Origin of the sequence: Pseudomonas sp. PS1(2021) (assembly GCF_020405165.1) — a bacterium.
Lineage (GTDB): Bacteria > Pseudomonadota > Gammaproteobacteria > Pseudomonadales > Pseudomonadaceae > Pseudomonas > Pseudomonas aeruginosa.
In genome coordinates, this window is the sequence record NZ_CP084484.1 from 4,120,970 (window position 1) to 4,142,729 (window position 21,760).

General features: G+C 66.6%; 26 protein-coding genes and 1 tRNA gene. 17 read left to right on the forward strand and 10 right to left on the reverse strand.

Features of this window, described 5'->3' with window-relative positions:
• The first annotated feature begins 183 nt into the window (after positions 1–183).
• From LE197_RS19830 to LE197_RS19865, 8 genes are all read left to right on the forward strand, one after another.
• On the forward strand, positions 184–1,260 hold the full coding sequence (locus LE197_RS19830; RefSeq protein ID WP_023109147.1) for a DUF2157 domain-containing protein: 1,077 nt from the start codon (positions 184–186) through the stop codon (positions 1,258–1,260).
• The gene (locus LE197_RS19835) at positions 1,257–2,072 is read left to right on the forward strand and encodes a DUF4824 family protein (protein WP_023109148.1); all 816 of its coding nucleotides are present in this window, start codon (positions 1,257–1,259) and stop codon (positions 2,070–2,072) included. Before LE197_RS19830 ends, LE197_RS19835 begins: the two co-directional genes overlap by 4 nt.
• A gap of 80 nt (positions 2,073–2,152) precedes the next feature.
• Positions 2,153–2,365, forward strand: a complete 213-nt coding sequence (locus LE197_RS19840) for a cysteine-rich CWC family protein (protein WP_003098360.1) — start codon at positions 2,153–2,155, stop codon at positions 2,363–2,365.
• A complete protein-coding gene (locus LE197_RS19845; RefSeq protein WP_023109149.1) occupies positions 2,365–3,057 on the forward strand; it encodes a pseudouridine synthase in 693 nt (230 codons plus the stop codon). The genes LE197_RS19840 and LE197_RS19845 overlap by 1 nt, the downstream gene beginning before the upstream one ends.
• 135 nt (positions 3,058–3,192) lie before the next feature.
• On the forward strand, positions 3,193–4,236 hold the full coding sequence (locus tag LE197_RS19850; RefSeq protein WP_023109150.1) for a L,D-transpeptidase: 1,044 nt from the start codon (positions 3,193–3,195) through the stop codon (positions 4,234–4,236).
• A gap of 79 nt (positions 4,237–4,315) precedes the next feature.
• A complete protein-coding gene (locus LE197_RS19855; protein ID WP_003085453.1) occupies positions 4,316–5,053 on the forward strand; it encodes a murein L,D-transpeptidase catalytic domain family protein in 738 nt (245 codons plus the stop codon).
• A gap of 451 nt (positions 5,054–5,504) precedes the next feature.
• Complete coding sequence (gene phaG, locus LE197_RS19860; RefSeq protein ID WP_003098365.1) at positions 5,505–6,407, forward strand: (R)-3-hydroxydecanoyl-ACP:CoA transacylase; 903 nt, start codon at positions 5,505–5,507, stop codon at positions 6,405–6,407.
• Between the two features lie 130 nt (positions 6,408–6,537).
• A tRNA-Gly gene (locus LE197_RS19865) sits at positions 6,538–6,611 on the forward strand.
• A gap of 136 nt (positions 6,612–6,747) precedes the next feature.
• Here the strand turns inward: LE197_RS19865 and LE197_RS19870 are convergent.
• The gene (locus LE197_RS19870; protein WP_025270870.1) at positions 6,748–7,224 is read right to left on the reverse strand and encodes a hypothetical protein; all 477 of its coding nucleotides are present in this window, start codon (positions 7,222–7,224) and stop codon (positions 6,748–6,750) included.
• Positions 7,225–7,455: 231 nt separating this feature from the next.
• The gene (locus LE197_RS19875; RefSeq protein WP_003085435.1) at positions 7,456–7,749 is read right to left on the reverse strand and encodes a DUF2845 domain-containing protein; all 294 of its coding nucleotides are present in this window, start codon (positions 7,747–7,749) and stop codon (positions 7,456–7,458) included.
• A 339-nt stretch (positions 7,750–8,088) separates the two neighbouring features.
• Here LE197_RS19875 and LE197_RS19880 point away from each other — a divergent pair, with 339 nt between their 5' ends.
• Positions 8,089–8,346 (forward strand): YjhX family toxin, encoded by a 258-nt coding sequence (locus LE197_RS19880; RefSeq protein WP_003085431.1) that lies wholly within the window; start codon positions 8,089–8,091, stop codon positions 8,344–8,346.
• A 59-nt stretch (positions 8,347–8,405) separates the two neighbouring features.
• Positions 8,406–8,912 carry a GNAT family N-acetyltransferase gene (locus tag LE197_RS19885; RefSeq protein ID WP_003145766.1) on the forward strand — a complete coding sequence of 169 codons (507 nt, stop codon included), beginning with the start codon at positions 8,406–8,408 and terminating at the stop codon, positions 8,910–8,912.
• A gap of 43 nt (positions 8,913–8,955) precedes the next feature.
• On the opposite strand, the gene gloA is transcribed toward LE197_RS19885, so the two are convergent.
• Together gloA and LE197_RS19895 are read right to left on the reverse strand one after the other, a co-directional pair.
• Entirely contained in the window at positions 8,956–9,351 is a 396-nt protein-coding gene (gene gloA / locus LE197_RS19890; protein ID WP_003112706.1) for a lactoylglutathione lyase, read from the reverse strand.
• 44 nt (positions 9,352–9,395) lie between these two features.
• Positions 9,396–9,692 (reverse strand): putative quinol monooxygenase, encoded by a 297-nt coding sequence (locus LE197_RS19895; protein WP_003085421.1) that lies wholly within the window; start codon positions 9,690–9,692, stop codon positions 9,396–9,398.
• 115 nt (positions 9,693–9,807) lie between these two features.
• Here LE197_RS19895 and LE197_RS19900 point away from each other — a divergent pair, with 115 nt between their 5' ends.
• From LE197_RS19900 to LE197_RS19930, 7 genes are all read left to right on the forward strand, one after another.
• Positions 9,808–10,662 carry a LysR family transcriptional regulator gene (locus LE197_RS19900; protein WP_003145767.1) on the forward strand — a complete coding sequence of 285 codons (855 nt, stop codon included), beginning with the start codon at positions 9,808–9,810 and terminating at the stop codon, positions 10,660–10,662.
• A gap of 285 nt (positions 10,663–10,947) precedes the next feature.
• Positions 10,948–11,727 carry a toxA transcriptional regulator ToxR gene (gene toxR / locus LE197_RS19905; RefSeq protein WP_003120800.1) on the forward strand — a complete coding sequence of 260 codons (780 nt, stop codon included), beginning with the start codon at positions 10,948–10,950 and terminating at the stop codon, positions 11,725–11,727.
• Positions 11,728–11,819: 92 nt separating this feature from the next.
• Positions 11,820–12,458 carry a type B chloramphenicol O-acetyltransferase gene (catB, locus tag LE197_RS19910; RefSeq protein WP_003145768.1) on the forward strand — a complete coding sequence of 213 codons (639 nt, stop codon included), beginning with the start codon at positions 11,820–11,822 and terminating at the stop codon, positions 12,456–12,458.
• A 242-nt stretch (positions 12,459–12,700) separates the two neighbouring features.
• Entirely contained in the window at positions 12,701–13,600 is a 900-nt protein-coding gene (gene migA, locus LE197_RS19915) for an alpha-1,6-rhamnosyltransferase (protein WP_003145769.1), read from the forward strand.
• Positions 13,601–13,727: 127 nt separating this feature from the next.
• Positions 13,728–15,122: an amidase gene (locus LE197_RS19920; protein WP_003145770.1), complete on the forward strand. Its 1,395-nt coding sequence runs from the start codon at positions 13,728–13,730 to the stop codon at positions 15,120–15,122.
• A gap of 70 nt (positions 15,123–15,192) precedes the next feature.
• Positions 15,193–16,509 carry an MFS transporter gene (locus LE197_RS19925; RefSeq protein WP_012614489.1) on the forward strand — a complete coding sequence of 439 codons (1,317 nt, stop codon included), beginning with the start codon at positions 15,193–15,195 and terminating at the stop codon, positions 16,507–16,509.
• A gap of 78 nt (positions 16,510–16,587) precedes the next feature.
• Positions 16,588–17,493 (forward strand): sterol desaturase family protein, encoded by a 906-nt coding sequence (locus LE197_RS19930; protein WP_003085391.1) that lies wholly within the window; start codon positions 16,588–16,590, stop codon positions 17,491–17,493.
• Here LE197_RS19930 and LE197_RS19935 read toward each other — a convergent pair.
• The 6 genes from LE197_RS19935 to LE197_RS19960 all read right to left on the reverse strand — a co-directional run bounded on the left by LE197_RS19935 (position 17,476) and on the right by LE197_RS19960 (position 21,753).
• On the reverse strand, positions 17,476–18,141 hold the full coding sequence (locus LE197_RS19935) for a helix-turn-helix transcriptional regulator (protein WP_003116524.1): 666 nt from the start codon (positions 18,139–18,141) through the stop codon (positions 17,476–17,478). The two genes, LE197_RS19930 and LE197_RS19935, sit on opposite strands and share 18 nt — an antisense overlap.
• Positions 18,142–18,212: 71 nt before the next feature.
• Positions 18,213–19,199: a LysR family transcriptional regulator gene (locus LE197_RS19940; RefSeq protein ID WP_126605034.1), complete on the reverse strand. Its 987-nt coding sequence runs from the start codon at positions 19,197–19,199 to the stop codon at positions 18,213–18,215.
• A gap of 9 nt (positions 19,200–19,208) precedes the next feature.
• A complete protein-coding gene (locus tag LE197_RS19945) occupies positions 19,209–19,634 on the reverse strand; it encodes a hypothetical protein (RefSeq protein ID WP_003110838.1) in 426 nt (141 codons plus the stop codon).
• A complete protein-coding gene (locus LE197_RS19950) occupies positions 19,634–20,578 on the reverse strand; it encodes a peptidylprolyl isomerase (RefSeq protein WP_003145782.1) in 945 nt (314 codons plus the stop codon). The genes LE197_RS19945 and LE197_RS19950 overlap by 1 nt, the downstream gene beginning before the upstream one ends.
• Positions 20,579–20,582: 4 nt before the next feature.
• Positions 20,583–21,062, reverse strand: a complete 480-nt coding sequence (locus tag LE197_RS19955) for a YbjN domain-containing protein (protein WP_003085375.1) — start codon at positions 21,060–21,062, stop codon at positions 20,583–20,585.
• A gap of 28 nt (positions 21,063–21,090) precedes the next feature.
• Entirely contained in the window at positions 21,091–21,753 is a 663-nt protein-coding gene (locus tag LE197_RS19960; RefSeq protein ID WP_003085372.1) for a hypothetical protein, read from the reverse strand.
• Between the last annotated feature and the right edge of the window lie 7 nt (positions 21,754–21,760).

Sequence of the window (21,760 nt, forward strand, 5' to 3'; positions counted from 1 at the left end):
GGAGCGGGAAGCCGGTTGCGGCGGTTGCAACCCGGCTGCAATAGAGACCGAAGGAAAAAACGGAAATTCCCTGAATCCGACCAACGACACCGGGCCTCCAGAACGTGACCGCAGCCGGCGTTTCTCGGTAGAGTGCGCGGACCAAGGACTGCCGGCCCCGCCGGAACCGCTCAAGGAGCATGCATGCAACCCATCGACCGCGCCCAGGCACAGCAGCGCGCCAACGACATCCTGGTGTTCCAGCGCGAGCTGCAACGCCTCGACCAGGAGCAGGCGTTCCGCCTCGAACCGGCCCAGGCCCGGCAACTCGCCGACTATCACCTGGCCCTGCTGGACAGCTACCGCGACCGTTTCGACATCGACCACGACCTGCGCAGCCAGCAACTTTCGCTGGGCATGCGGGTAGCCTCGTTCTTCGGCGCCCTGGCCTTCGCCGCCAGCGTGTTCCTGCTGTTCTATCGCTTCTGGGGCCTGTTCCCCACCGTCGCCCAGGTGGCGATCCTGATCGGCAGCGCCTTCGCCTCGTTCTTCGCCACGCTCTGGGTCCAGGCCAAGGACGCCTCGGGCTACTTCAGCAAGCTGGCGGCGATGGTCGCGTTCGCCTGCTTCGTCCTCGACCTGACCATGCTCGGGCAGATATTCAACGTCACCCCCAGCGACCTGGCGCTGGTGCCCTGGGCGCTCTACGCCCTGCTCCTGGCCTACCTGTGCAACGCCCGCCTGCTGCTGGCGGCGGCGATCCTCTGCGTGATGGGTTTCATCGCCGCGCGCGTCGGCACCTGGGGCGGCGGCTACTGGCTGAGCGTAGGCGAGCGACCGGAGAACTTCTTCCCCGCCGCCGCGCTGATCTTCGCCGTGCCGCTGTGCTTCGAGCAGCGCAACTTCAGCGGCTTCGCCGTGATCTACCGGGTGTTCGCCCTGCTCGGCCTGTTCCTGCCGATGCTGGTGCTGGCCAACTGGGGCTCAGGCAGCTACCTGGCGTTACCGTCGGCGCTCATCGAGGGGCTCTACCAGGTCGCCGGCTTCGTCGCCGCCGCCCTTGTGATCTGGCTCGGCGCGCGACGCAACTGGGCGGACGTGAGCAATACCGGGATCACCTTCTTCGTCATCTTCCTCTACACCAAGTTCTTCGACTGGTGGTGGGAAGCGATGCCGAAGTACCTGTTCTTCCTGGTGCTCGGCCTCAGCGCCCTGCTGATCCTGCTGGTCCTGCGCCGCCTGCGCACGCCCCTGGGCATCGCCGCGAGGACTGACGCATGAATCGCAACCGTCGCAACGCCCTGATCGCCGGCAGCCTCCTGCTGCTGGCGGCGAACCTGGCCGCCCTCGGTGGCGTCGCCTGGAACCGGTCCGGCGAGGCCGAAAGCAAGTTGGTGCTCAGTCAGCGCGAACTCCAGCGCAACTGGTCCTACGGCTTCTGGAGCGAAGAGAACAGTGGCGTCGAACTGCGCCTGGAGCTTCGCTCGCCGAACGGCGAGCCGCCCAATGACCTCGCACCCCCGCTGCCGCCCGAGCAGATGCGCGCCCTCGGTTTCAGCATCCCGGACGCGCTCGACGAAGAGAGCGTACGGCGCTACCGCCGTCAACAGGAAAAACAGGTGCTGCTGGTCCTGGAGCTCGACGGCCCGGCCTATCGCCGCGAAGTACGCCTGGCCGAGGAGCGCCTGGCCGAGGCCAGCGCCCGTAGCAAGGCCCTGCCCAAGGACGAAATGCTGTCCAGCCAGATGGAAGCCGCTCGCCACCAACTGAAGCATGAGCAGGGAGAGGCCAGCCGACTGTTCATCGTCGACGCCGGCCTCGACCTGGCCGCCCTGCGCCAGCGCTACCCCGAGCGCCAGCGCTACGCCATCGTCAAGGGCCGGGTGCGTCCCTGGTCCGCGGTCGACGGAGGCAGGACGCTGGTCGGCGGCTACATCAGCCGTACCGACCTCGCCGCGATCAACGTGCCACGACAATGGCACGCGGTATTCGCCAAGGTCGACGAACAAAACTACCGGCTAGCGCCGCTGGAACTGCACCTCAGCTTCGGCCAGCGCCTGGAGCCCTGGATCACCAACGCCGTTCGCCGCTGAAACGCCCCGCCTGGCGCACGATGCTTGCATCCGCGCGCCGGGCCCTGCACCCTGGGCACCCGCCAGCCATCCACCGCGCCATGAACAGCGAAATCGATCCAGGCCGCTGCCCGCTGTGCCAGCAATCCAACCGCTGCACCCTGGCCTATCCCGCTAGCGCCACCCAGGCTTGCTGGTGCTTCACCACGGAGATCGATGCGGCCGTGCTGGAGCGGATTCCCGCCGAGCTGCGCCGCCGCGCCTGCCTCTGCCCACGCTGCGCGCAACTGCTGCCCCCCGACGCCGACGACTGATGCGCCTGGACCGCTTCCTCGCCAACCTGCCCGAACTCAGCCGCCGCGACGCGCAGATGCTGATCGCCGGTGGACGCTTGCGCGTGGACGGCCAGGTGGTGCGCGACGGCACCCACGAGGTGCGGGTGTTCAGCCGGGTGGAACTGGACGAGCGGCTGCTCCAGGCTGGCAAGCCGGCGCGCTACTACATGCTGCACAAACCGGTGGGCTGCGTCAGCGCCACCCACGACCCGCAACACCCGACCGTCCTCGACCTGTTCCCGGAAGACCTGCGCGACGACCTGCACATTGGCGGTCGTCTCGACTACAACACCACCGGCCTGATGCTGCTGACCAACGATGGCCAGTGGTCGCGCCGCCTGACCCTGCCGGGCAGCCGGCGCGACAAGGTCTACTACGTGGAAACCGAGGCGCCCATCGACCAACGCTACGTGGATGCCTTCGCCGCCGGCCTCCACTTCCGCTTCGAAGACCTGGTCACCCTCCCCGCGCAGCTCGAACCGATCGGCCCACGCTGCGCCCGCCTGACCCTGCACGAAGGCCGCTATCACCAGGTCAAGCGCATGTTCGGCCACTTCGACAACAAGGTGCTGCGCCTGCACCGCGAGCGCATGGGCGATATTTGTCTCGACCCGCAGTTGCCGCCGGGTGCCTGGCGCCCCCTGAATGCTGAAGAAATCTGTTCGGTGTGAAACCCCGCCGCCCGCCGCCTGTCCACCGAAAGAGGCCGGACCGCATGGGTTTGGCCGGCCGTCGCGAGCGACGCTAAGCTGAATGGCATCTGTCGGAGCGACAGCCTTTCCCGCATGGAGCAAGAGAAAGCGCCAATGAAAAAATCCCTTGCCGTACTGCTGCTGGCCTTCGCCGTCGGCAGCCTCCACGCGGCGCCCGCCAGCCCAGCGAACGCGCCTTTGCCGCCGGCCGACATCAAGGCGCGGCTGAAGAGCATGAAGCCCGGCGAGTACCTCTGGTACCCGGAGGTTTCCCCGCAGGGACCAGTGACCATCGTGGTCAGCCTTACCGAACAGAAGGCCTACATCTACCGCAACGGTATCGCCATCGGGGTCAGCACCCTCAGCTCCGGCAAGAAGGGCCGGGAGACCCCGACCGGAGTGTTCTCGATCCTGCAAAAGAGCGTCGACCACAAGTCCGACCTCTACAACAGCGCGCCCATGCCCTACATGCAGCGCCTGACCTGGGACGGCATCGCCCTGCACGCCGGCAACCTGCCCGGCTATCCCGCCTCCCACGGCTGCATCCGCCTGCCCATGGCGTTCGCCAAGAAACTCTACGGCATCACCGGATTCAGCTCCACCACGGTAATCATTTCCAACGCCAGCAGCGCGCCGAAGGAAGTCGACCACCCCGGCCTGCTGGCACCGACGGTAGCGGACGGGCGACCGGTGACGCTGCCGGTGGAGCCCGGAGAAATCGCCTGGAACGACCCCGGCGCGGAACGCGGTCCGTTGTCGGTGCTGATCAGCCGCGCCGACCAGCGCGCCTATGTCTATCGCGGCGGCCAGCGCATCGGCACCGCGCCGGTGCAGTTGCCGGCACGCCCGCAGACCGGCATGGCGGTGTTCTCGCTGCTGGAAAAGCCGACCCCGGAAGAAATCAGCGAGACCTCGCCGAACCTGCGCTGGTCGGTGGTCCAGGTGAGCAACCCGGGACAGGGCCTGACACCCTCCGAGCAACTGGGCAAGATCCGCATGGACCCGACCTTCGTCCGCGAAATGCTCGGTGCCATGGACGTCGGCAGCACCCTGGTGATCACCGACTGGGCCTCGACCCGGGACACCCACAGCGACTCCGATTTCACGGTGATCGCCACGGAAACACCGAACAATCCGACGAAATCGCTTAAAAAGTAGTCGGCAAGTTGTTCAAAAATCGAGCACAATGCCTCTCATCCGGTAAAAACCACACTGAACCGATGGGAATACTGCTCGTATGCCAACCTTCCTCCGTGCCGCCCTGCGCAGGCTGAGCCTGGCGGGCGCCACCCTTTGCGCACTGGCCAGCGGGCCGGTATTCGCCATGCCACTTCCCTCCGCCAAGGACCTGCAGAAACTCGCTCCCCAGGCCAGCCTGCCGACCCTCGAACTGGCCCTTACCGCCTATGCCTGCGCGAGTGCCAGCCAGGGCGGCGACAACGGCCTGCTGACGGTGATCGACTACTCGCGGCCGTCGCGCGACAAGCGTCTCTGGGTATTCGACCTGAAGGCCCGCAAGCTGCTCTTCGAAGAGTGGGTGACCCACGGCAAGAACAGCGGCGATGACCTTGCCACCTCCTTCTCCAACCGGCCGAACAGCTACCAGTCGTCGATCGGGCTGTTCCAGACCGGCCAGCTCTATACCGGCAAGCATGGTCAGTCGCTGCGCCTGGTTGGCCTGGAGCCGGGCTTCAACGACAAGAGCGAAGAACGCGCCATCGTCATGCATTCCGCTGCCTACGCCGATCCCAGGGTGGTTCCCGGGCTCGGTCGCCTGGGCCGCAGCCAGGGCTGCCCTGCGGTACGCCCGGCCGTGGCGGCCCGGCTGATCAACACCCTCAAGCGCGGCAGCTACGTGTTCGCCTACTATCCGCAGCCGAAGTGGCTGGAGACCTCGCGCTTCCTCGCCCCGCAGAGCTGCGCCGTGGCACGTGCGGCGCGTACGCCGGAAGTCATCGCCAGCCTGCTCAAATGAACCGCCGGGGCGGCGGCCGCGCCGTCCCTTTCCTTCCCGGCATCCCGAAATCGCAGCATCGGTACTTGCCTCGCGGCATTTCGTCGGATTCCAGCCCCCCTTCCCCCATCCAAAAGCGAAACAGGGCTTGCAGTCCGGCACGCCGGCTGCTTAACTGACGCTCACGTTGTGACTGACCAGTCACAAACGACTTCCAAGAAAGCCCGCGTGACTGCCCGCGCTTCGGCGCCGGCCTTTCCTGCCCGGCCAATAGCCGCTTCGCCAAAATCCGAGAGGATTTCGGACGCTCTCTATTTGCCTGTAAGTCGTTGAAAATCAAAAGTTTAACAAATCCATCCGAATGACATTCAACTGTCATTGGGAGGCGCTTTCATCTGCCCATGAGCATTTTGTATTCGCCGCGACAAGCAGGTCGCCGCGTTCCCATCGAACGATTCCAGGAGGAAGCGACATGAGGCCGGAAACAGCCATCATCGAGATCCACGGGCAATACAGGATTCACACCGAGTTCTACGGCAACCCCGCGGCGCAGCAGACCATCATCCTGGTCAACGGCTCGCTGTCGACCACAGCGTCCTTCGCCCAGACCGTGAAGTACCTGCAGCCGCATTACAACGTGGTGCTCTACGACCAGCCGTATGCCGGCCAGTCCAAACCCCATAACGAAAACCACACGCCGATCAGCAAGGAATGCGAGGCCAGGATCCTGCTGGAACTGATCGAACGCTTCCGTGCCGAGGTAGTGATGTCGTTCTCGTGGGGCGGCGTCGCCACCCTGCTGGCCCTGGCGCAACGTCCCGGACGGATCCGCAGGGCGGTGGTCAACTCATTCTCGCCTCAGCTCAACCCGGCCATGCTCGACTACCTGCATCGCGGCCTCGACTACCTCGCCGCCTGCGATCGCACCCAGATCGGCAACCTGGTCAACGAAACCATCGGCCGCTACCTGCCACAGTTGTTCAAGCGCTACAACTTCCGCCACGTCAGCAGCCTGGACGAGCACGAATACCACCAGATGCACTTCCATATCCGCGAAGTGCTGCGCCTGAACGCCGATAGCTATACCGAGAGCTTCGCCGGCATCGAGATCCCGGTGCTGTTCATGAACGGCGAGCTGGACATCTACACCACGCCCCACGAAGCCCGCCAGTTCGGCCAACTGATCCGCGGCGCGGAATTCCACACCATCCGCAATGCCGGCCACTTCATCGACGTCGAGCACAAGGCCGCCTGGCAGCAGACCCAGGACGCCCTGCTGGCCTTCCTCCGCCCGCAGCGCACGCAGCCGCTCAACCCGATCTACCGCCCCCAGCCCAACGGCGCCAGCGTCCCCCTCGCCGCCCTCGCCAGCTAACCGCCACCGCCACGGGGAGCCCCGCTCCCCTGGCGGAAAAACCCAGCGAAATCAACAAAAACCCCGCCCCGGGCTTCACCTGCCGCCGCGCATCTGGTAAAAAGGCGCCCTGGCCGCAAAAGCCATCCGAGCGGGCGTCGTATAATGGCATTACCTGAGCTTCCCAAGCTCATGACGAGGGTTCGATTCCCTTCGCCCGCTCCAGATCCCAATGCAAAAGCCCCTGACACCAACCAGTGCCAGGGGCTTTCTGTTTTCAGGCTTTACCGCGTAAAGCCCAGGAAAGATCGGAAGCGCCCCCTGGATTTCGGCGGAGGCGCAGCCGGAAGGTTCCTCTTCCTTACATCATCAGCGAGTAGGCCCGTTCCAACTGGTCCAGATCGATATCCAGAGGCAGCGGCAGGGGCGCTTCGCCGATGTGCTGCTCGCTGGCGAACTTTCCCTCGGCCAACACACGTGCCGGGTCGTTGAGGGCGAGGAAGTCACCCCCGTCGTATTCCCAGAAGTTCAGCGGGGAGCGGCCGGAGTAGGTTTCGTTCCAGCAGGCGACGTACGAACGTTCGCCCAGGACTTTCGGACGGCAGGAAACGTAGGGTTCCAGATAGACCTCATGGGTGAGGTACAGGAAGGTGAGGTCATCCACGCGATAGGCCGGCGCTTCGCTGACCTCCTGAGGCTCCCCGTCCAGTTGCGCTTCGGGGTTCGCTCCCGGATCGACCGCTGCGACAGCGGAAGACCCATCCGCCCCCCCGGGCTCTCCCATGGCCATGCCTCCGCCGATGAACAGGGAAGCAACCACGACCAATAACTTCAACACGACGCGTCCTCGCCTGAAAATCGCGGAGATTACGCCGCCAACTTTTCAGGTATGCGATCAGGGTGGCCCGCAACCTTCCGCCCCGCCGCCCGATATCGGGCAATTCCTACACGACAGAAGACGCATCCACCTGGGCCCGCACCCGGCTCGTCTTCTCGCTCAGCGCTCTTTCACGGTGTTCCGCAGCAAATTAGTAATTATCTGTAGGAATAACTCCTCAACAGCCTCGTATCACTTCCGCTCGAGCCGAATCTCGACCAGCTTGCCATCGATGAAGCGCAAGTGTCGGTAGACGCCTCCACTGGGGCCATACACCCAGAATTCGGTGCGTGCGGCATTCAACTTGGGCACGCCGTTGTTGCGCAGGGCAGGCTCGTTGACGATCCTGCTCAGCGGTTGCCCGCACCTTTCCAGGACTTGCTCGACGCTGTCGCCCTCGTCCACCAGATGCGTGCCGCATCTCATCGAGGCGAGGGCAGGAATTGCCAACGAAGACATGAACAGCGTCAGCGCCGTGCGAAACATGGATACCTCCCGCCTCCCCCGATAATGAAAGCGCGGACCGCCGCGGGGCGAGGCGAACTCCCTCACAAAGGCGCAAGCGTCGCACAGCGGCATGGCGACGCAGGCAGTTCCTTGCCGTCGCTTCGCCAGCTTCGTTAGACTGCCGCATCGCAGCACGCTTTCGTGGCTGCGCCCTCCCCGATCCGAGGCTTGCATGTTGGAGATAGTAGTCATCCGATAACCGCCACTTCGTCATCCCGCACGAGGTGTCGCCGGTTATCTGCCTTCGCCATGGCTCGCACGCGCCTTTTCGCGCCGTGCGGCCGCGTTGTCATACCGATGATTACAGGTTCTACCGACATGAACGTTTCCAAGCCGGAACAACGGACGCTTCACGCCTTGGCCCAGGGCGGCCATATCGCCTTCCTTCGCGACGCTTCGGGCAAGATCACCCGCGTCGAGTGCTACAACCGCGACGGCCATCTGCTGCTCGACTGCACCCTGGCGGTGTTCTCCAGGCTGAAGAACAAGGGCCTGGTCCACTCCCGCCAGGGCAGGCCCTACCGGATATCCATGGCCGGGCTGAAAGCCGTGCGCCCGCAGGCGGACAATCGCTGACCCCCTTCCTTTTCCATTGCCCCCGCCGGGACAAGGCGGGGGTTCCGAGGAGTGCTTGCATGAATATTTCCATCCGTGCGGAGACGCCCGGCGACATCGACGCCATCGCCCGCCTGACCGAAGCCGCGTTCCGCAACGAAACGCATAGCAGCCATACCGAGCAGTACATCGTCGATGCCCTGCGCCGTGCCGGCGCGCTGACGTTTTCGCTGGTGGCCGAAGCGAACGGCCAGGTGATCGGCCATATCGCTGCCTCACCAGTGACCATCGATGGCGAAGCGGGCGGCTGGTACGGCCTCGCGCCGCTATCGGTGGCGCCCGGGCGACAGCGCCAGGGTCTCGGTTCGCAGTTGGTCCGGCGCCTGCTCACCGAGTTGCGACTGCTGCCCGCGGGTGGCTGCGTGGTACTGGGCGAACCGACCTACTACTCGCGCTTCGGCTTTCGGGTGGAAAGCGGCCTGGCGTTGCCCGGCGTTCCCGCCGAATACTTCCAGGCACAGTCCTTCAGCGGGCGCATGGCGCAAGGAATAGTGGCCTTCCACGCCGCATTCGACGCCAGCGGCTGAGCCGGAACGACAGCAGCCGCTATGTCGCCCCCTGGTCGCGGGCTCAATCGAACTGGGTGCCCTTCTGGATCAGTTCCACCTTGTAGCCGTCCGGGTCTTCGAGGAAGGCGATCACGCTGCGTCCGTGCTGCATCAGCCCGGCCTCGCGGGTGACCCGATAGCCCAGCGCCCTGGCCCGGGCGCAGGTGACGGCGGCATCCTCGACCTCGATGGCCAGGTGGCCGTAGCCGTCGCCCTGGGTGTAGCCGTCCCGGTCCCAGTTGTGGGTCAACTCCAGGGCAGCGGCCGCGCGCTCGTCCTGGTAGCCGACGAAGGCCAGGGTGAAGCGGCCTTCGGGATAGTCCCGGCGCCGCAGCAGGCGCATGTCCAGGGCGCGGGTGTAGAACTCCAGCGCGGCCTCGAGATCGGCCACGCGGAGCATGCTGTGCAGGATTCGCATGGAAATTCTCCGTGGAATCCGGCGGCGAGCCGCCGGAGCGGGAATCAACCCTCGACGCGGTAGCCCTTGAACAGGAAAAGCGGACCGAAGGCATAGCTGTCGATCAGTTCGTAGAAGCGCGCGATGGTTTCGTTGCGGCAATGCTGGAGGAACGCCGCCTCGTCTTCGTACACCTCGTCGAGGTAGAAGCGGTTGCGGTTGTTCTCGTCGCGGATCACCTCGAAGCGCAGGGTGCCCGGTTCATTCTGCAACGAGCCATTGGCATCGAACAGGCCTGCCGCGGCGAACGCTTCGCGCTTGTCGGAGGGAACGTCGAACTGAACCAGTACGTGGTAGGTCATGGAATCTTTCCTCGTGAAATGGGGTTGGAAGCGATCGCGAGGTCCATGCTAGGGTGGCCTTTCACTCATTAAAAGTAATCAATAATCAGCAAAGCACTCACTTAAAGAGAATTATGTGAAACTCTCCCAACTCGGATTCTTCTGCGCGGTGGTCGAACGCGGCACCATCGCAGCCGCGGCCGAACAGTTGCATTGCGTGCCGTCGAACATCACTACCCGCTTGCGCGAACTCGAAGGACAACTCGGCGTAGCCCTGTTCAATCGCGAAAGGAATCGCCTGCTGGTCACCCCCGAGGGCCGCCTGCTGTACCGCCACGCCACGCGCCTGCTGGCGCTGGCCGACGAGACCGCTGCGCTGTTCGCCGGCGACCAGGCGCACGGCGCGCTACGGGTCGGCGCACTGGACGTGGCCCTGGCCAATCATCTGCCCCAGCGCCTGGCCCGCTACCGCCGCGAGTCGCCGGGCGTTGAACTGCACATCCGCCCCGAGCATTCGCTGCTGCTCGAGCGTCTGCTGATGGAGGGAGAGCTGGACCTGATCGTTGCCGACGGCCCCATCGAACACCCGTTGCTGGCCAGCCGCCTGGCCTTCCGCGAGCGCCTGTTGCGAGTCACTCCCGCCAACCTGCCGGCGCCCACTCCCGAGGACCTCGCCAGCCTCGAACTCTATGTGTTCGGCCACACTTGCCACTACCGCCGCCAGGTCGACCGCTGGCTGGCGGAAAGCGGTATCCAGCCGCGTGCAACCCTGGAAATCGAGTCCTACCCAAGCCTCTTCGCCTGCATCGAGGCCGGTCTCGGCTTCGCCTGCGTGCCGGAGAGCTTCGTTGCACGCATGCCCTCCACGCGACGGGGTTTCCATGCCGAACCGGTAGCCGGCCTGGACTCCAGCGATATCCATTTCGTCTGGCGCAAACAGCAAGCCTCGCCGCTGATCCAGGGCTTCATCGACAGCATCGGCGCCGACTGACGCCAACGATCGATGCCGCAACACAAACGCACTCGGAAAAATCGGTAACAGCGGAACCACTGCACAGACCAGAGAAAAAGCCGCCACCAACCAGGCCTGGCGGCGACACCGGAAGTACCCTCGGCGGCCGATTGCCGAGCCGATCCCCTACCTGCCCCCTGGGTTTTCCGACGAAAGACCTTGATTCGTGGGAGGTAGGGTCGTCTCCGCTAGATACCCCTCAACCCTGCGTGCGGGCTCCATGCCCGAGCGCCTTGGCGAGATTTGCCCATAGAGCCATCACTTATGACTGCGACAGACAGAACGCCCCCGCCATTGAAATGGCTCTGCCTCGGCAACCGTGATGCGAACGACGGATTCGAGCTCTTCGCCCATGGCATCTATGCGAGGAACGGCGCGTTGGTCGGCAGCAAGCTCTCCCTGCGCGAACGGCGCCAGCGCGTCGACCTGTCGGCCTTCCTTTCCGGCGCACCGCCGCTGCTTGCTGAGGCGGCGGTCAAGCACCTGCTGGCGCGCCTCCTGTGCGTGCACCGGCACAACACCGACCTCGAACTGCTCGGCAAGAACTTCATTCCCCTGCATGCCAGCAGCCTGGGCAACGCCGGGGTCTGCGAGCGGATCCTGGCCTCGGCCAGGCAATTGCAGCAGCACCAGGTCGAACTCTGCCTGCTGCTGGCCATCGACGAGCAGGAACCCGCCTCGGCGGAGTACCTGGCGTCCCTCGCCCGGCTACGCGACAGCGGCGTGCGCATCGCGCTGCACCCGCAACGCATCGATACCGACGCTCGCCAGTGCTTCGCCGAGGTCGACGCCGGCCTCTGCGATTACCTGGGCCTGGACGCGCGCCTGCTTGCCCCCGGCCCGCTGACGCGTAACCTGCGCCAGCGCAAGAGCATCGAGTACCTGAACCGGCTGTTGGTGGCACAGGACATCCAGATGCTTTGCCTCAACGTCGACAATGAGGAACTGCACCAACAAGCCAACGCACTCCCCTTCGCCTTCCGTCACGGCAGGCACTATTCGGAGCCTTTCCAGGCCTGGCCGTTCAGCAGTCCGGCCTGCTGAACGCCGACGCGGCTGCCAGCCGTCACGCCAGGCTGGCCCGCTATCCCACCAGGCGCTACCCTTGGCGGTTTCGACGGACAGGGACGACGGTCATGGGCAACTATTTCGAGAGCCCCTTCAGGGGCAAGCTGCTCTCGGAACAGGTCAGCAACCCGAACATACGGGTGGGGCGCTACAGCTACTACTCCGGCTACTATCACAGGCATTCCTTCGACGACTGCGCCCGCTACCTGATGCCGGACCGCGACGACGTGGACAAGCTGGTCATCGGCAGTTTCTGCTCGATCGGCAGTGGCGCCGCCTTCATCATGGCCGGCAACCAGGGACACCGCGCCGAATGGGCGTCGACCTTCCCCTTCCACTTCATGCACGAAGAGCCTGCCTTCGCCGGCGCCGTGAACGGCTATCAGCCAGCGGGCGACACGCTGATCGGCCATGACGTCTGGATCGGTACCGAGGCGATGTTCATGCCCGGCGTACGGGTCGGCCACGGAGCCATCATCGGCAGCCGCGCGCTGGTGACCGGCGATGTCGAGCCCTATGCCATCGTCGGCGGTAACCCGGCCCGGACCATTCGTAAGCGCTTTTCCGATGGCGATATCCAGAACCTGCTGGAAATCGCCTGGTGGGACTGGCCACTGGCCGATATCGAGGCAGCCATGCCGCTGCTGTGCGCCGGGGACATCCCCGCCTTGTACCGGCACTGGAAACAGCGCCAGGCCACGGCCTGACGGTTGGACGAAGGAGGTCGAGGATTTTTCTCGGGCCCGATGGCCTACCCTCTATGCTTCCAACGGTGTACTGTCGCGATGCCTGGCCATCCAGGCATGCGTGCCAGAGCTACTCCAGCGACCGTACCGGCGGAGCGAAACGCTGTATTTCCGCCAGCCCGTGCCGCGCACCGATCGCAGGACTTCATGACCGACGGCCCCCTGGAACGGCTACCGGGCAAGACGAGTGACAAGAACGACACATGATTGAAGAAGCCACTTCCAGCAAGCACTCAGGCACGACGGACACCCCGCTGGTATCCGTCGTAGCGCCCTGCTTCAACGCGGAAAAGTACCTGGAAGAAGCCCTGCGCAGCATCTACGAGCAGGACTACACGAATTTCGAAGTGATCATCGTCGACGACGGTTCCACCGACAACAGCTACGCCATGCTGGAGCAGTTGCAGAAAGTCCACGGTTTCCAGCTCTACCGCCAGCAGAACCAGGGCGTCAGCGCAGCGCTGAACTTCGGTCTGCAACACGCCCGCGGCGACTACGTAGCCACGCCGGACCTGGACGACATCATGCTGCCGCACTCGTTGAGCGTGCGCGCCGCGTACCTCGACCAGCACCCGGAGGTCGGCTGCGTCGGCGCCCTGGTGATCTACATCGACAGCGAAGGCCAGGAAACCAAGCGGCAGAACGGCAATCGCATCCGCCAGCTGGACTTCGACTACTTGCTCGGCAACGCCTACGTCTGCGGCGCCCCGGTGTCCCTGTACCGCATGGAGGCCCTGCGCGCAGCCGGCTTCTACGATCCCGAGATCAAGGTGCAGGACTTCCAGATGACCCTGCGCATCGCCAGCCAGGGCTACCAGATCCACAAGCTGCCGGTGCTGGTCACCCGCTACCGGCGCCACCCCGACAACCTGTCGCGGCGCTACAAGGTGCTGCTCGATGCCGACCTGCGCACCATCGCGCCCTACCAGTCGCATCCCGCCTACGAGCGCGGCCGCACGGAGTTGGTCAACAAGGCCCTGAAATACGCCGTGGTCGCGGACAAGCGGCATGCCTGGCAACTACTCCGCTCGCTGCCGCTGCGGCAGTGGAACCGTACCACCTTCCGCCGGTTGAAGCGCTTCCTTCTCCATCACGAGAGCTGAGTCCGTCACCGCGAAGATTCGTCGTGCATGGGCTATACCTCCCCGATACACCTTGGTTTCGAATTGCCGCCCGACAACGGGTAGGCCGGCCGCTTGACGCCCGCGGCCGTTCTTCGAGGGAGCTTGAATGACCGCGCTGCACGACCTTCCGGGAACCCGCCTGCTGGCACTGTTCGCCCGCCGGGAACTCTCGCCCAGCGAGTACTACGAGCATCTGCTGGCCCACATCCAGCGCTGGGAACCGCATCTCAACGCGCTGTATCGCTTCGACCCGCAACGGATTCGCGAACAGGCCGCGGCGGCCACCGAGCGCTGGCGCAAGGGACAGCCCAAAGGCCCGCTGGACGGGCTGCCGGTAACCATCAAGGAGCTGATCGCCACCGCTGGCGAACCTATCCCATTGGGCAGCGCCGCCACCGCCCTGCAACCCGCGCCCTGCGACGCGCCACCGGCCGCTCGGCTGCGCGAAGCCGGCGCGATCGTCCTGGCCAAGACTACGGTTCCAGACTTCGGCATGCTCTCATCCGGCCTCTCCAGCTTCCACGGAGTCACCCGCAATCCCTGGAACCTGGCCAACAATACCGGCGGCTCCAGTTCGGGCGCGGCAGCGGCGGCCGCCGCCGGCTACGGACCGCTGCACCTGGGCACCGACATCGGCGGCTCGGTGCGACTGCCGGCGGGCTGGTGCGGCCTGGTGGGCTTCAAGCCAAGCCTCGGGCGGATCCCCATCGACCCCTACTACACCGGTCGCTGCGCCGGTCCGATGACCCGCTGCATGGACGACTGCCTGCTGCTGATGCGCTACCTCGCGCAGCCCGACGCCCGCGACGCCACCAGCCTGCCGCCGGAAGCGCTGGACTGGAGCGCCGAGCCGCTGTCGGTGCGCGGCCTGAGGGTCGGCCTGCAACTCGACCCCGGCTGCGGCCTGCAGCCCGACGCGGAAATCCGCGCCGCGATCAAGGCCGCAGCGCAGCTGTTCGAGGAGCACGGCGCCCAGCTCAGGATCGTCGAACCGCTGATGGACCGGAGCCTGCTCGACGGCCTGAACGACTTCTGGCGCGCCCGCCTGTGGAGCGAACTGCTGCTCCTCGACGAGACGCGGCGGGCCAGGGTGCTGCCCTATGTCCACGCCTGGGCCGAGGGCGGCGCACGGGTCAGCGGGGTCGATGCGGTGCGCGGTTTCAACCAGACCTTCGAGATGCGCCGGCGCGCCGCCCAGCTGTTCGGCGAGATCGACCTGCTGCTGACGCCGACCAACCAGGTCGAGGCCTTCCCCGCCGACTGGGCCTCGCCGCTGAACGATCCGCAGCGGCCGTTCGAGCACATCGTCTTCACCGTGCCGTGGAATATGGGCGAACAGCCCGCGCTCTCGATAAACTGCGGCTTCACGGCCGCCGGCATGCCGATCGGCCTGCAACTGGTCGCGCCGCGCTTCGCCGATACCTGGCTGTTGCGCATCGGCAAGACCTACGAAGGCTGGCGCGGTCCGATCCACGGCTGGCCCCGGCCGCCGGCTGACTGAAGCCGGCGGCCGCTCGTCGCTCGGCTCCAGGCCTGAGTGTTTCAGTCGTCACTCCGAGAGGGCCTTCGCCATGCGCTCCCCCACCCGTCCCCCGGCGGCCGCCGATCCGGCCAGCCGCCGCAGCGTCTTTGCCGTGGTCCTCGGCAACGCCGTGGAGTTCTTCGACTTCGGGGTCTATGCCACCTTCGCGGTGATGATCGGACGGACTTTCTTCCCCTCCGACAGCGCCTTCGTCAGCCTGCTCCTGTCGGTCACCGCGTTCGGCGTCGGCTTCATCATCCGCCCCCTCGGCGCGATCCTTATCGGCGCCTACGCCGACCGCGCCGGGCGCAAGCCGGCGATGCTCCTTACCCTGTTCCTGATGGCGCTGGGCACCGGCGGCATCGCGGTGCTCCCCGGCTACGACAGCATCGGCCCGGCTGCGCCGCTGCTGCTGGTGCTGACCCGCCTGCTGCAAGGCCTGGCCTGGGGCGGCGAGGCCGGGCCGGCGACCACCTACATCCTCGAGGCGGCACCGCCGCACAAGCGCGGCACCTACGCCTGCTGGCAGGTCGTGGCGCAAGGCATCGCGGCGGTCGCCGCCGGGCTGATGGGCTACCTGCTCACCCTCTGGCTCGACGAGCGCCAACTGCAGGAATGGGGCTGGCGGATTCCCTTCGCGGCCGGCCTGCTGGTCCTGCCGATCGGCCTGTACATCCGCCTCAACCTGGCCGAGACCTTTGCCGGACGCGGCCGCCAGGCCAGCACCCGGAGCCTTCTCGGCGAATTGTTCGGCAATCATCGGCGGGCCCTGCTGCTCGGCCTGCTGATCCTCTCCGGAAGCACCATCACCCAGTACTTCCTCAACTACATGACCACCTTCGCCCTTACCGAGCTACACCTGCCGGCGGGCATCGCGATGCTCTCGACGCTGGTCGCCGGCGCCGCACTGGCGCTCTCGGCGTTGCTCGGCGGCGTGCTCTGCGACCGCTACGGGCGCCGCGCCGTGCTGATCCTGCCGCGCCTGGCGCTGCTCGCGGTGCTGTTCCCGGCACTGCAGGCAATGACCCGTCACCCCGAGCCGGCAGTCTTCCTCGCCGTCCTCGCCCTGCTCTCGGCCCTGCATGGCATGAGCGGCGCGGCGCTGATCGTGCTGCTGGTAGAAAGCTTCCCCCGGGCGCTGCGCTCCACCGGTTTTTCCCTGGTCTATGCGACCGGCGTCGCCGCGTTCGGCGGCACCGCGCAGATCGTGGTGACCTGGCTGATCGGCGTCACCGGCAATCCGCTGTCGCCGCTGGGCTACCTGCTGCTGGCCAACCTGGTCTGCCTGGGTGGGGCCTGGCTGGCCCGCGAGACCTGGCCGGGTCGCGGGGACATGGGAGGCGCGCCGCTGGTGCTGCGCGACTGAGAACTTGCGCGGTTCGTTCAAGCGCCGCCGGCCTGTCGCGAGCGACGCTGGGGACCTCATTCATCCGGAGGTCCCACCATGCAGTTCTTCCTGCGCTACGCCTACGCGCCCCTCTTCTGGTCCGGCTTCATCGGCCTGGCGACCTGGCAGGTCGGCTATCGCCAAGCTTCCCACGCCTGGCTGGTCGCCCTGTTCCTCGGGGCGCTCGGCCTGTCCTTTCTCGCCGAACGACGACTGCCCTACCAGCCACGCTGGAACCGGCCGCACGCCGACCGCCTGCGCGATGTCCTGCACGCGTCGGTCAACGAAAGCCTGAACGCACTTGGCATCCTCGCCCTGCCACTGCTGGCCGGAGTCCTGGGCTTCTGGCCGGTATGGCCGCAGGCCTGGCCGCTGTGGCTGCAACTGCTGCTGGCGATCGTCCTGGCCGATCTCGGCATCACCCTGGTGCACTACGCCAGCCACCGTTCGGCGCTGCTTTGGCGGCTGCACGCGGTGCACCATAGCGTGCAGCGCCTGTACGGTTTCAACGGGCTGATGAAGCATCCCCTGCACCTGGGCCTGGAAGCGCTCGGCGGCACCCTGCCGCTGTTGCTGCTCGGCGTGCCGCAGACGGTCGCCGCGCTGCTCGCCTTCGCCATCGGCATCCAGTTGCTGCTGCAACACAGCAACGTCGACATGCGCATCGGCGGGTTACGCCATGTGTTCGCCTGGGCACCGCTGCATCGCCTGCACCACATCCGCTACGGGCGCGCCGGCGACGTCAACTTCGCGCTGTTCTTCAGCGTCTGGGACCGCCTGCTCGGCACCGCCCTCCATCGTCCCGACTACCGCCTGGACAGCACCGACATGGGCATCGGCGACCAGCCTGACTATCCCCGCGACTATGCCGGCCAGTTGCTCGCGCCATTCCGCGACCTGCCACGCAGCAGGCACGTCCCACAGCCGCCGGAAGGATTGGGGCGTTCAGCCGGCCAGGCGTAGGTGCGGCAGCGACAGGCCGGCGCGGATACCGAGCAGGCTGCGTACGCTGCGCGACAGGTGCGCGGCGTCGGCAAAGCCGGCGTGATGGGCCGCCTCGGTCAGGCTGCGCCCCTGCAAGGCCAGGGCGAAGGCCAGGTACAGGCGGCGCCAGAGCACCAGGCGGCGTACCGACAGGCCGACCTGGACGGCGAACAGCCGCTCCAGTTGGCTCAGCGAAAGACTGGCGCTGCGCGCCAGTCTTTCCGCCTCGACCCGCGCCGCGAGTTGCTCGTCGAGCGCCGCCAGGGCCTTTTCGACGCGGCGGTCGAGCCGTCGACGAGGCAGCCGCGCAAGCCGCCCCAGCAACGCCTCGGGCTCGCCGGGAGCGTCCTCGAGAAGCTGACGCAGGTCGTCGCTGTCGAACGCCAGCGGCTCGGCGTACAGCGCCAGCAACGGCTGCGACGCTTCGACGCAATGGGCTTGCAGCGAGGGCACCAGCAAGCGCCGGGCCTCCAGTACCTGGCCAGCGACGCGCACCCGCAGCGGCGTCTCCGCCAGCAGCAACTGGTGGGCATAGTGCGCGTGCTCGCGGGTATCGCCGTTGACCCCGGCGAACAGCGCGTGGTCCCGCGCCAGCCAGACCTCGCCCTGCCAATGCCGCTCCGTCATCGCGTACCTTCCGTCAACCGTTCCGTGGCGAAACGGTGTCGGCTATGGCGACCGCCGTCAAGCCCGCAAGGTCAGCGTCCGAACCAGTCGCGCCGATCGTCGAAGGCGTGCTCGATCAGATCGAGCAAGGCACGCACCTCCACGCGGTTCTCCGCTTCCGGCTGCACGCTCATCCAGACTTCCCGCCGCATCGGCTCGTCGAAGACCTGCGGCAACGCCGCCAGGTTGCGCTCCAGGCGTCCGGCGTAATGCGGCAGCAGGCCGATGCAGGCGCCCCAGAGGATCGCCTGTAGCAGCAGGTCGTGGCTCTGTACCTCGATCACTCCCGACTGGCGAGCCGCCACCCGCCGGTTCCAGGGTGCCAGGGCGGCGCTGGCGGCCTGGCCGTGGAGCTGCGCCAGCAGGTAGTCGTCCAGCTCGTCCTCGCTGGCCGGCCGCGTGCGCTCGCGCGAATAGCGCTTGCCGATGTGCGGCTGGTACTCCAGCTCAGCGATGCGCGCCGGTGCGGCGAAGTGGCCTTCCATCGGCGGATGCGGCTGCCCCGGATCGGCGATCCAGATGGCGATCTCCGCCGGCCCTGCGCTTTCCGGCCAGCCCTCGCGCAACTCGGCGAGGGCTACGCGCAGGTTGGCGTTCTTGCGCAGGTAGCCCCACAGCTCGCGACTGAGCACATCGTGCAGGACGCTTTCGGCCACCGCCAGGCCCACCAGCGGCTGTTGCCGGTGAAGATCGGCGTGGCTCTGGCTGTCCTCGACCAGGCGCTGCCCGGCGGCCTGGACGATGCGGCCCTCGCGGGTCAGCGAGAGGGCGTTGCCCTCATGCACGAACAGATGCAGGCCGAGGCGCTCCTCGAGCCGGGCCAGGGTCTTGCGCAGCAGCGTCGGCTTGACGTCCAGGCTGCGCGCAGCCTGCATGAAACAGCCGCAACGGGCGGTGACCAGGAAGAAATGCACCACCTCCAGAGAACCGAACAGCTCGTGCCAATAGGCACGGTCGTCGCGTCCCTGCGCGGGCCTGAGCAGTGCCGGGCGCTGCCCGGCGGACTCCGATAGGGCCATGCTTCCTCGCTAGCGTCCAGGCATGAGGCGAATCCGCAGTTCGATCGGCTGCGGCATGTGTTCCGGCGGCGGCAGGCGCAACGAACGGTCCATCAGCGCGCGCCGCAGTTCATTCTCGATCGGCTCGGCGTCGCTGCGCAGGCAGGCGAGACGGACGATCCAGCCGCGTTCGTCGAGCCAGACCCGCAGGTCGATGTCGGTATTCGGCAACTGCCCCGCCGCGCGCCGCGACTCCAGGAAGGCCAGCAGCCGCGGCGCGGTTTCGGCGTCTTCGCCCAGGCGCTGCTGGACCTGCTCGCCGAGCCATGCGGCATAGGCGCCCCAGAGCCGCTGGCGTTCGTCGCGGAACCGCTCGGGCTCGCCGAACAGCCAACTGCGCAGGTGCCGCCAGCGGCTCGCGCGCGGCCCACGCCTGGCCTCCGGGATGCCGTCCATCAGTGCAGTTCCGCCAGGGTCTTGCCGAGCAACGCGCCGTCGATGCTCAGGGTAGCGTTGTTCACCAGGCCATCCAGGTAGGCCTTGGCAATCTGCTCCTGGCGTTGCGCGCGCAGGCTTTCGCGCAGGCGACCACGGACCTCGTCGAGGGTGGCGAGGCGGGCGTCGCGACGCTCGGTCAGCTTGACCAGGTGGAAACCGTTGGCGCCCTGGATCGGCTCGGACACCGCGCCGACCTTCAGCCGTTCCAGCGCCGGACGGATCGCCGGCAGCAGTTGCGCCTGCGCCAGCAACCCACCGATGTCGCCGCCGTTGCGGGCGGTCTGCGGGTCGTCGGAATGCTTGCGCGCCAGTTCGGCGAAGTCGCCGTCCGCGGCCTGCCGGTAGAGTTCCTGGGCGCGCTTGCGCGCTTCGGCAAGCCCGCCGGCCGCAGAGGCGGCGATGAAGATCTGGCTGACCCGGTACAGCGCCGGTACAGCCAGTTGCGCCTTGTTCGCCTGGTAGGCTGCCTGCAGTTCGGCATCGCTGGGGTAGTCCTCGGGCACCGTGCTCACCGACTCCAGGTAGGTACGCAGGACGATCTGCCGCGCCGCCGCATCGATCAGCGTCTTCACCTGCGGACGCTGTTGCCAGTCCTGGGCGCTGGCCTGCTCGTAGAGCGCCTTCTCGGCCAGTCGCGCACGCATCCAGCGCTCCAGCGCGTCGCGGTTCTCGCTCAACTGCACGCGGGTTTCCGCCGGCACCTCGGCCAGCAGCGCCTTCAGTTCGTCCGGCGCCACCTGCAAGGCGCCGAGGCGGGCCACCGCGGGCTCCGCGGCGGCGCTGGCAGATGGCTTGGCAAGCGCGGCCTGGGCCTGGCCCGCGCCGCCGTCCTCGCGCTGGCCACAGCCGGCGAGAAGGGCAAGCGCGAACGCCAGGACACCGCAACGAAATGCCGGCCGCATCGGCTCAGGCCTCGCCATCGACGGGTTGACCGGCATCCTGCGCCATGCCCTGTTGCTCCGCGGCCAGGCGGCTGTAGTCGCGCAGGTAGGCGATGAACTCCTGCAGCAGGCGATCCCACAGTTCGATATGGCTACGCAGGTTGGCCGGGCTGACGCCGCCGGCGACGATCACGTCCATTTCCATCACCAGGAACTCGCCCTGCTGCGACAGGCGGCCGAAGCGCCGGCTGAGATTCCAGCGCTCGGTCAGCCCGGCGGGCAATTCGCCCTGCACGCGCAGGGCGCAGCTGAAGGTGAAGTCGAGGTAGCTCGCCGGCGTCGCCGCCGGATTGCCGAAGCGCACCGCGTAGCCGATTCCCTGGCTGGCACTGAGCAGTTGCACGACGCCGTTCTGCTCGCTGCGGTTGACCCGGTAGCCGGCGTCCTGCAAGGCCTCGGTCAGGCTGTCGACGGAAAGGTGTTCGATCAGGGTGATGTCGTTCATGTCCGGGTTCCTGGTTTGCTGTCGGATTTCACTGGGCGAGCGCCGCCTGGCGGTTCTCGACCTGGGTCTTGTAGAGGTCGTCGCCGAGCTTCTGCGCCATCTCTTCGAATTTCACCCGCGCACCGCTGGCGAACGGTTGGCGGATCTTCATCACCTCGGCGACGCTGACGTTCTCGTAGGCGCCGAGGATCTCCTTGGCCACGCCATACATCTCCCGATTCTTCGCGGTGCACTGCTGCAACTGCTGGTCGTGCTCGCGGAACGCCAGGTCGAGCTTCTGCCGCTCGGCCTCCTTGGCTCGCGCCATGACCAGCAACTCGTCGTAGGCCTGCTTGTACTTGCCCAGTTGCTCGTTGCTCGCCTCGACCATCTGCCGCGCCCGGTCGTGCAAGCCTTGTTGCTGGGCCGAGAGCTGCTCGGCCTGGCCCTTGGCCCGGGCCAGCTCGGCGCTCAGTTGCTTGACCTGGGCCAGCGCCGCATCGCGCTGGCTTTCCAGCGCGGCTTTCGCCGCGGTGGCCTGGGCCTGTTCGGTCTGCAGCGCCTGGAGTTGCTGGGTGGTGCTGCGCAACTGGGCGCGCAGGCGTTCCTCCAGGCTGTCGGCGTAGGCCGCCTGGCTGGCGTAGGCGGCGAAGGCGGCCCCGGCGAGCAGCGCCTGGGCCCAGATCGGTAATGAGAAAGGTCGCGTGTTCATGGTCTGC

Bases quoted from the DNA above. Each gene is read 5' to 3' on its own strand.
- LE197_RS19855 (WP_003085453.1), top strand. From the start codon at position 4,316: ATGCCAACCTTCCTCCGTGCCGCCCTGCGCAGGCTGAGCCTGGCGGGC.
- LE197_RS19940 (WP_126605034.1), bottom strand. From the start codon at position 19,199: ATGGCCCTATCGGAGTCCGCCGGGCAGCGCCCGGCACTGCTCAGGCCC.
- catB (WP_003145768.1), top strand. From the start codon at position 11,820: ATGGGCAACTATTTCGAGAGCCCCTTCAGGGGCAAGCTGCTCTCGGAA.
- LE197_RS19935 (WP_003116524.1), bottom strand. From the start codon at position 18,141: ATGACGGAGCGGCATTGGCAGGGCGAGGTCTGGCTGGCGCGGGACCAC.
- LE197_RS19880 (WP_003085431.1), top strand. From the start codon at position 8,089: ATGAACGTTTCCAAGCCGGAACAACGGACGCTTCACGCCTTGGCCCAG.
- toxR (WP_003120800.1), top strand. From the start codon at position 10,948: ATGACTGCGACAGACAGAACGCCCCCGCCATTGAAATGGCTCTGCCTC.
- gloA (WP_003112706.1), bottom strand. From the start codon at position 9,351: ATGCGAATCCTGCACAGCATGCTCCGCGTGGCCGATCTCGAGGCCGCG.
- phaG (WP_003098365.1), top strand. From the start codon at position 5,505: ATGAGGCCGGAAACAGCCATCATCGAGATCCACGGGCAATACAGGATT.
- LE197_RS19960 (WP_003085372.1), bottom strand. From the start codon at position 21,753: ATGAACACGCGACCTTTCTCATTACCGATCTGGGCCCAGGCGCTGCTC.
- LE197_RS19840 (WP_003098360.1), top strand. From the start codon at position 2,153: ATGAACAGCGAAATCGATCCAGGCCGCTGCCCGCTGTGCCAGCAATCC.
- LE197_RS19885 (WP_003145766.1), top strand. From the start codon at position 8,406: ATGAATATTTCCATCCGTGCGGAGACGCCCGGCGACATCGACGCCATC.
- LE197_RS19835 (WP_023109148.1), top strand. From the start codon at position 1,257: ATGAATCGCAACCGTCGCAACGCCCTGATCGCCGGCAGCCTCCTGCTG.
- LE197_RS19830 (WP_023109147.1), top strand. From the start codon at position 184: ATGCAACCCATCGACCGCGCCCAGGCACAGCAGCGCGCCAACGACATC.
- LE197_RS19850 (WP_023109150.1), top strand. From the start codon at position 3,193: ATGAAAAAATCCCTTGCCGTACTGCTGCTGGCCTTCGCCGTCGGCAGC.
- LE197_RS19945 (WP_003110838.1), bottom strand. From the start codon at position 19,634: ATGGACGGCATCCCGGAGGCCAGGCGTGGGCCGCGCGCGAGCCGCTGG.
- migA (WP_003145769.1), top strand. From the start codon at position 12,701: ATGATTGAAGAAGCCACTTCCAGCAAGCACTCAGGCACGACGGACACC.
- LE197_RS19925 (WP_012614489.1), top strand. From the start codon at position 15,193: ATGCGCTCCCCCACCCGTCCCCCGGCGGCCGCCGATCCGGCCAGCCGC.
- LE197_RS19950 (WP_003145782.1), bottom strand. From the start codon at position 20,578: ATGCGGCCGGCATTTCGTTGCGGTGTCCTGGCGTTCGCGCTTGCCCTT.
- LE197_RS19875 (WP_003085435.1), bottom strand. From the start codon at position 7,749: ATGTTTCGCACGGCGCTGACGCTGTTCATGTCTTCGTTGGCAATTCCT.
- LE197_RS19920 (WP_003145770.1), top strand. From the start codon at position 13,728: ATGACCGCGCTGCACGACCTTCCGGGAACCCGCCTGCTGGCACTGTTC.
- LE197_RS19930 (WP_003085391.1), top strand. From the start codon at position 16,588: ATGCAGTTCTTCCTGCGCTACGCCTACGCGCCCCTCTTCTGGTCCGGC.
- LE197_RS19845 (WP_023109149.1), top strand. From the start codon at position 2,365: ATGCGCCTGGACCGCTTCCTCGCCAACCTGCCCGAACTCAGCCGCCGC.
- LE197_RS19955 (WP_003085375.1), bottom strand. From the start codon at position 21,062: ATGAACGACATCACCCTGATCGAACACCTTTCCGTCGACAGCCTGACC.
- LE197_RS19895 (WP_003085421.1), bottom strand. From the start codon at position 9,692: ATGACCTACCACGTACTGGTTCAGTTCGACGTTCCCTCCGACAAGCGC.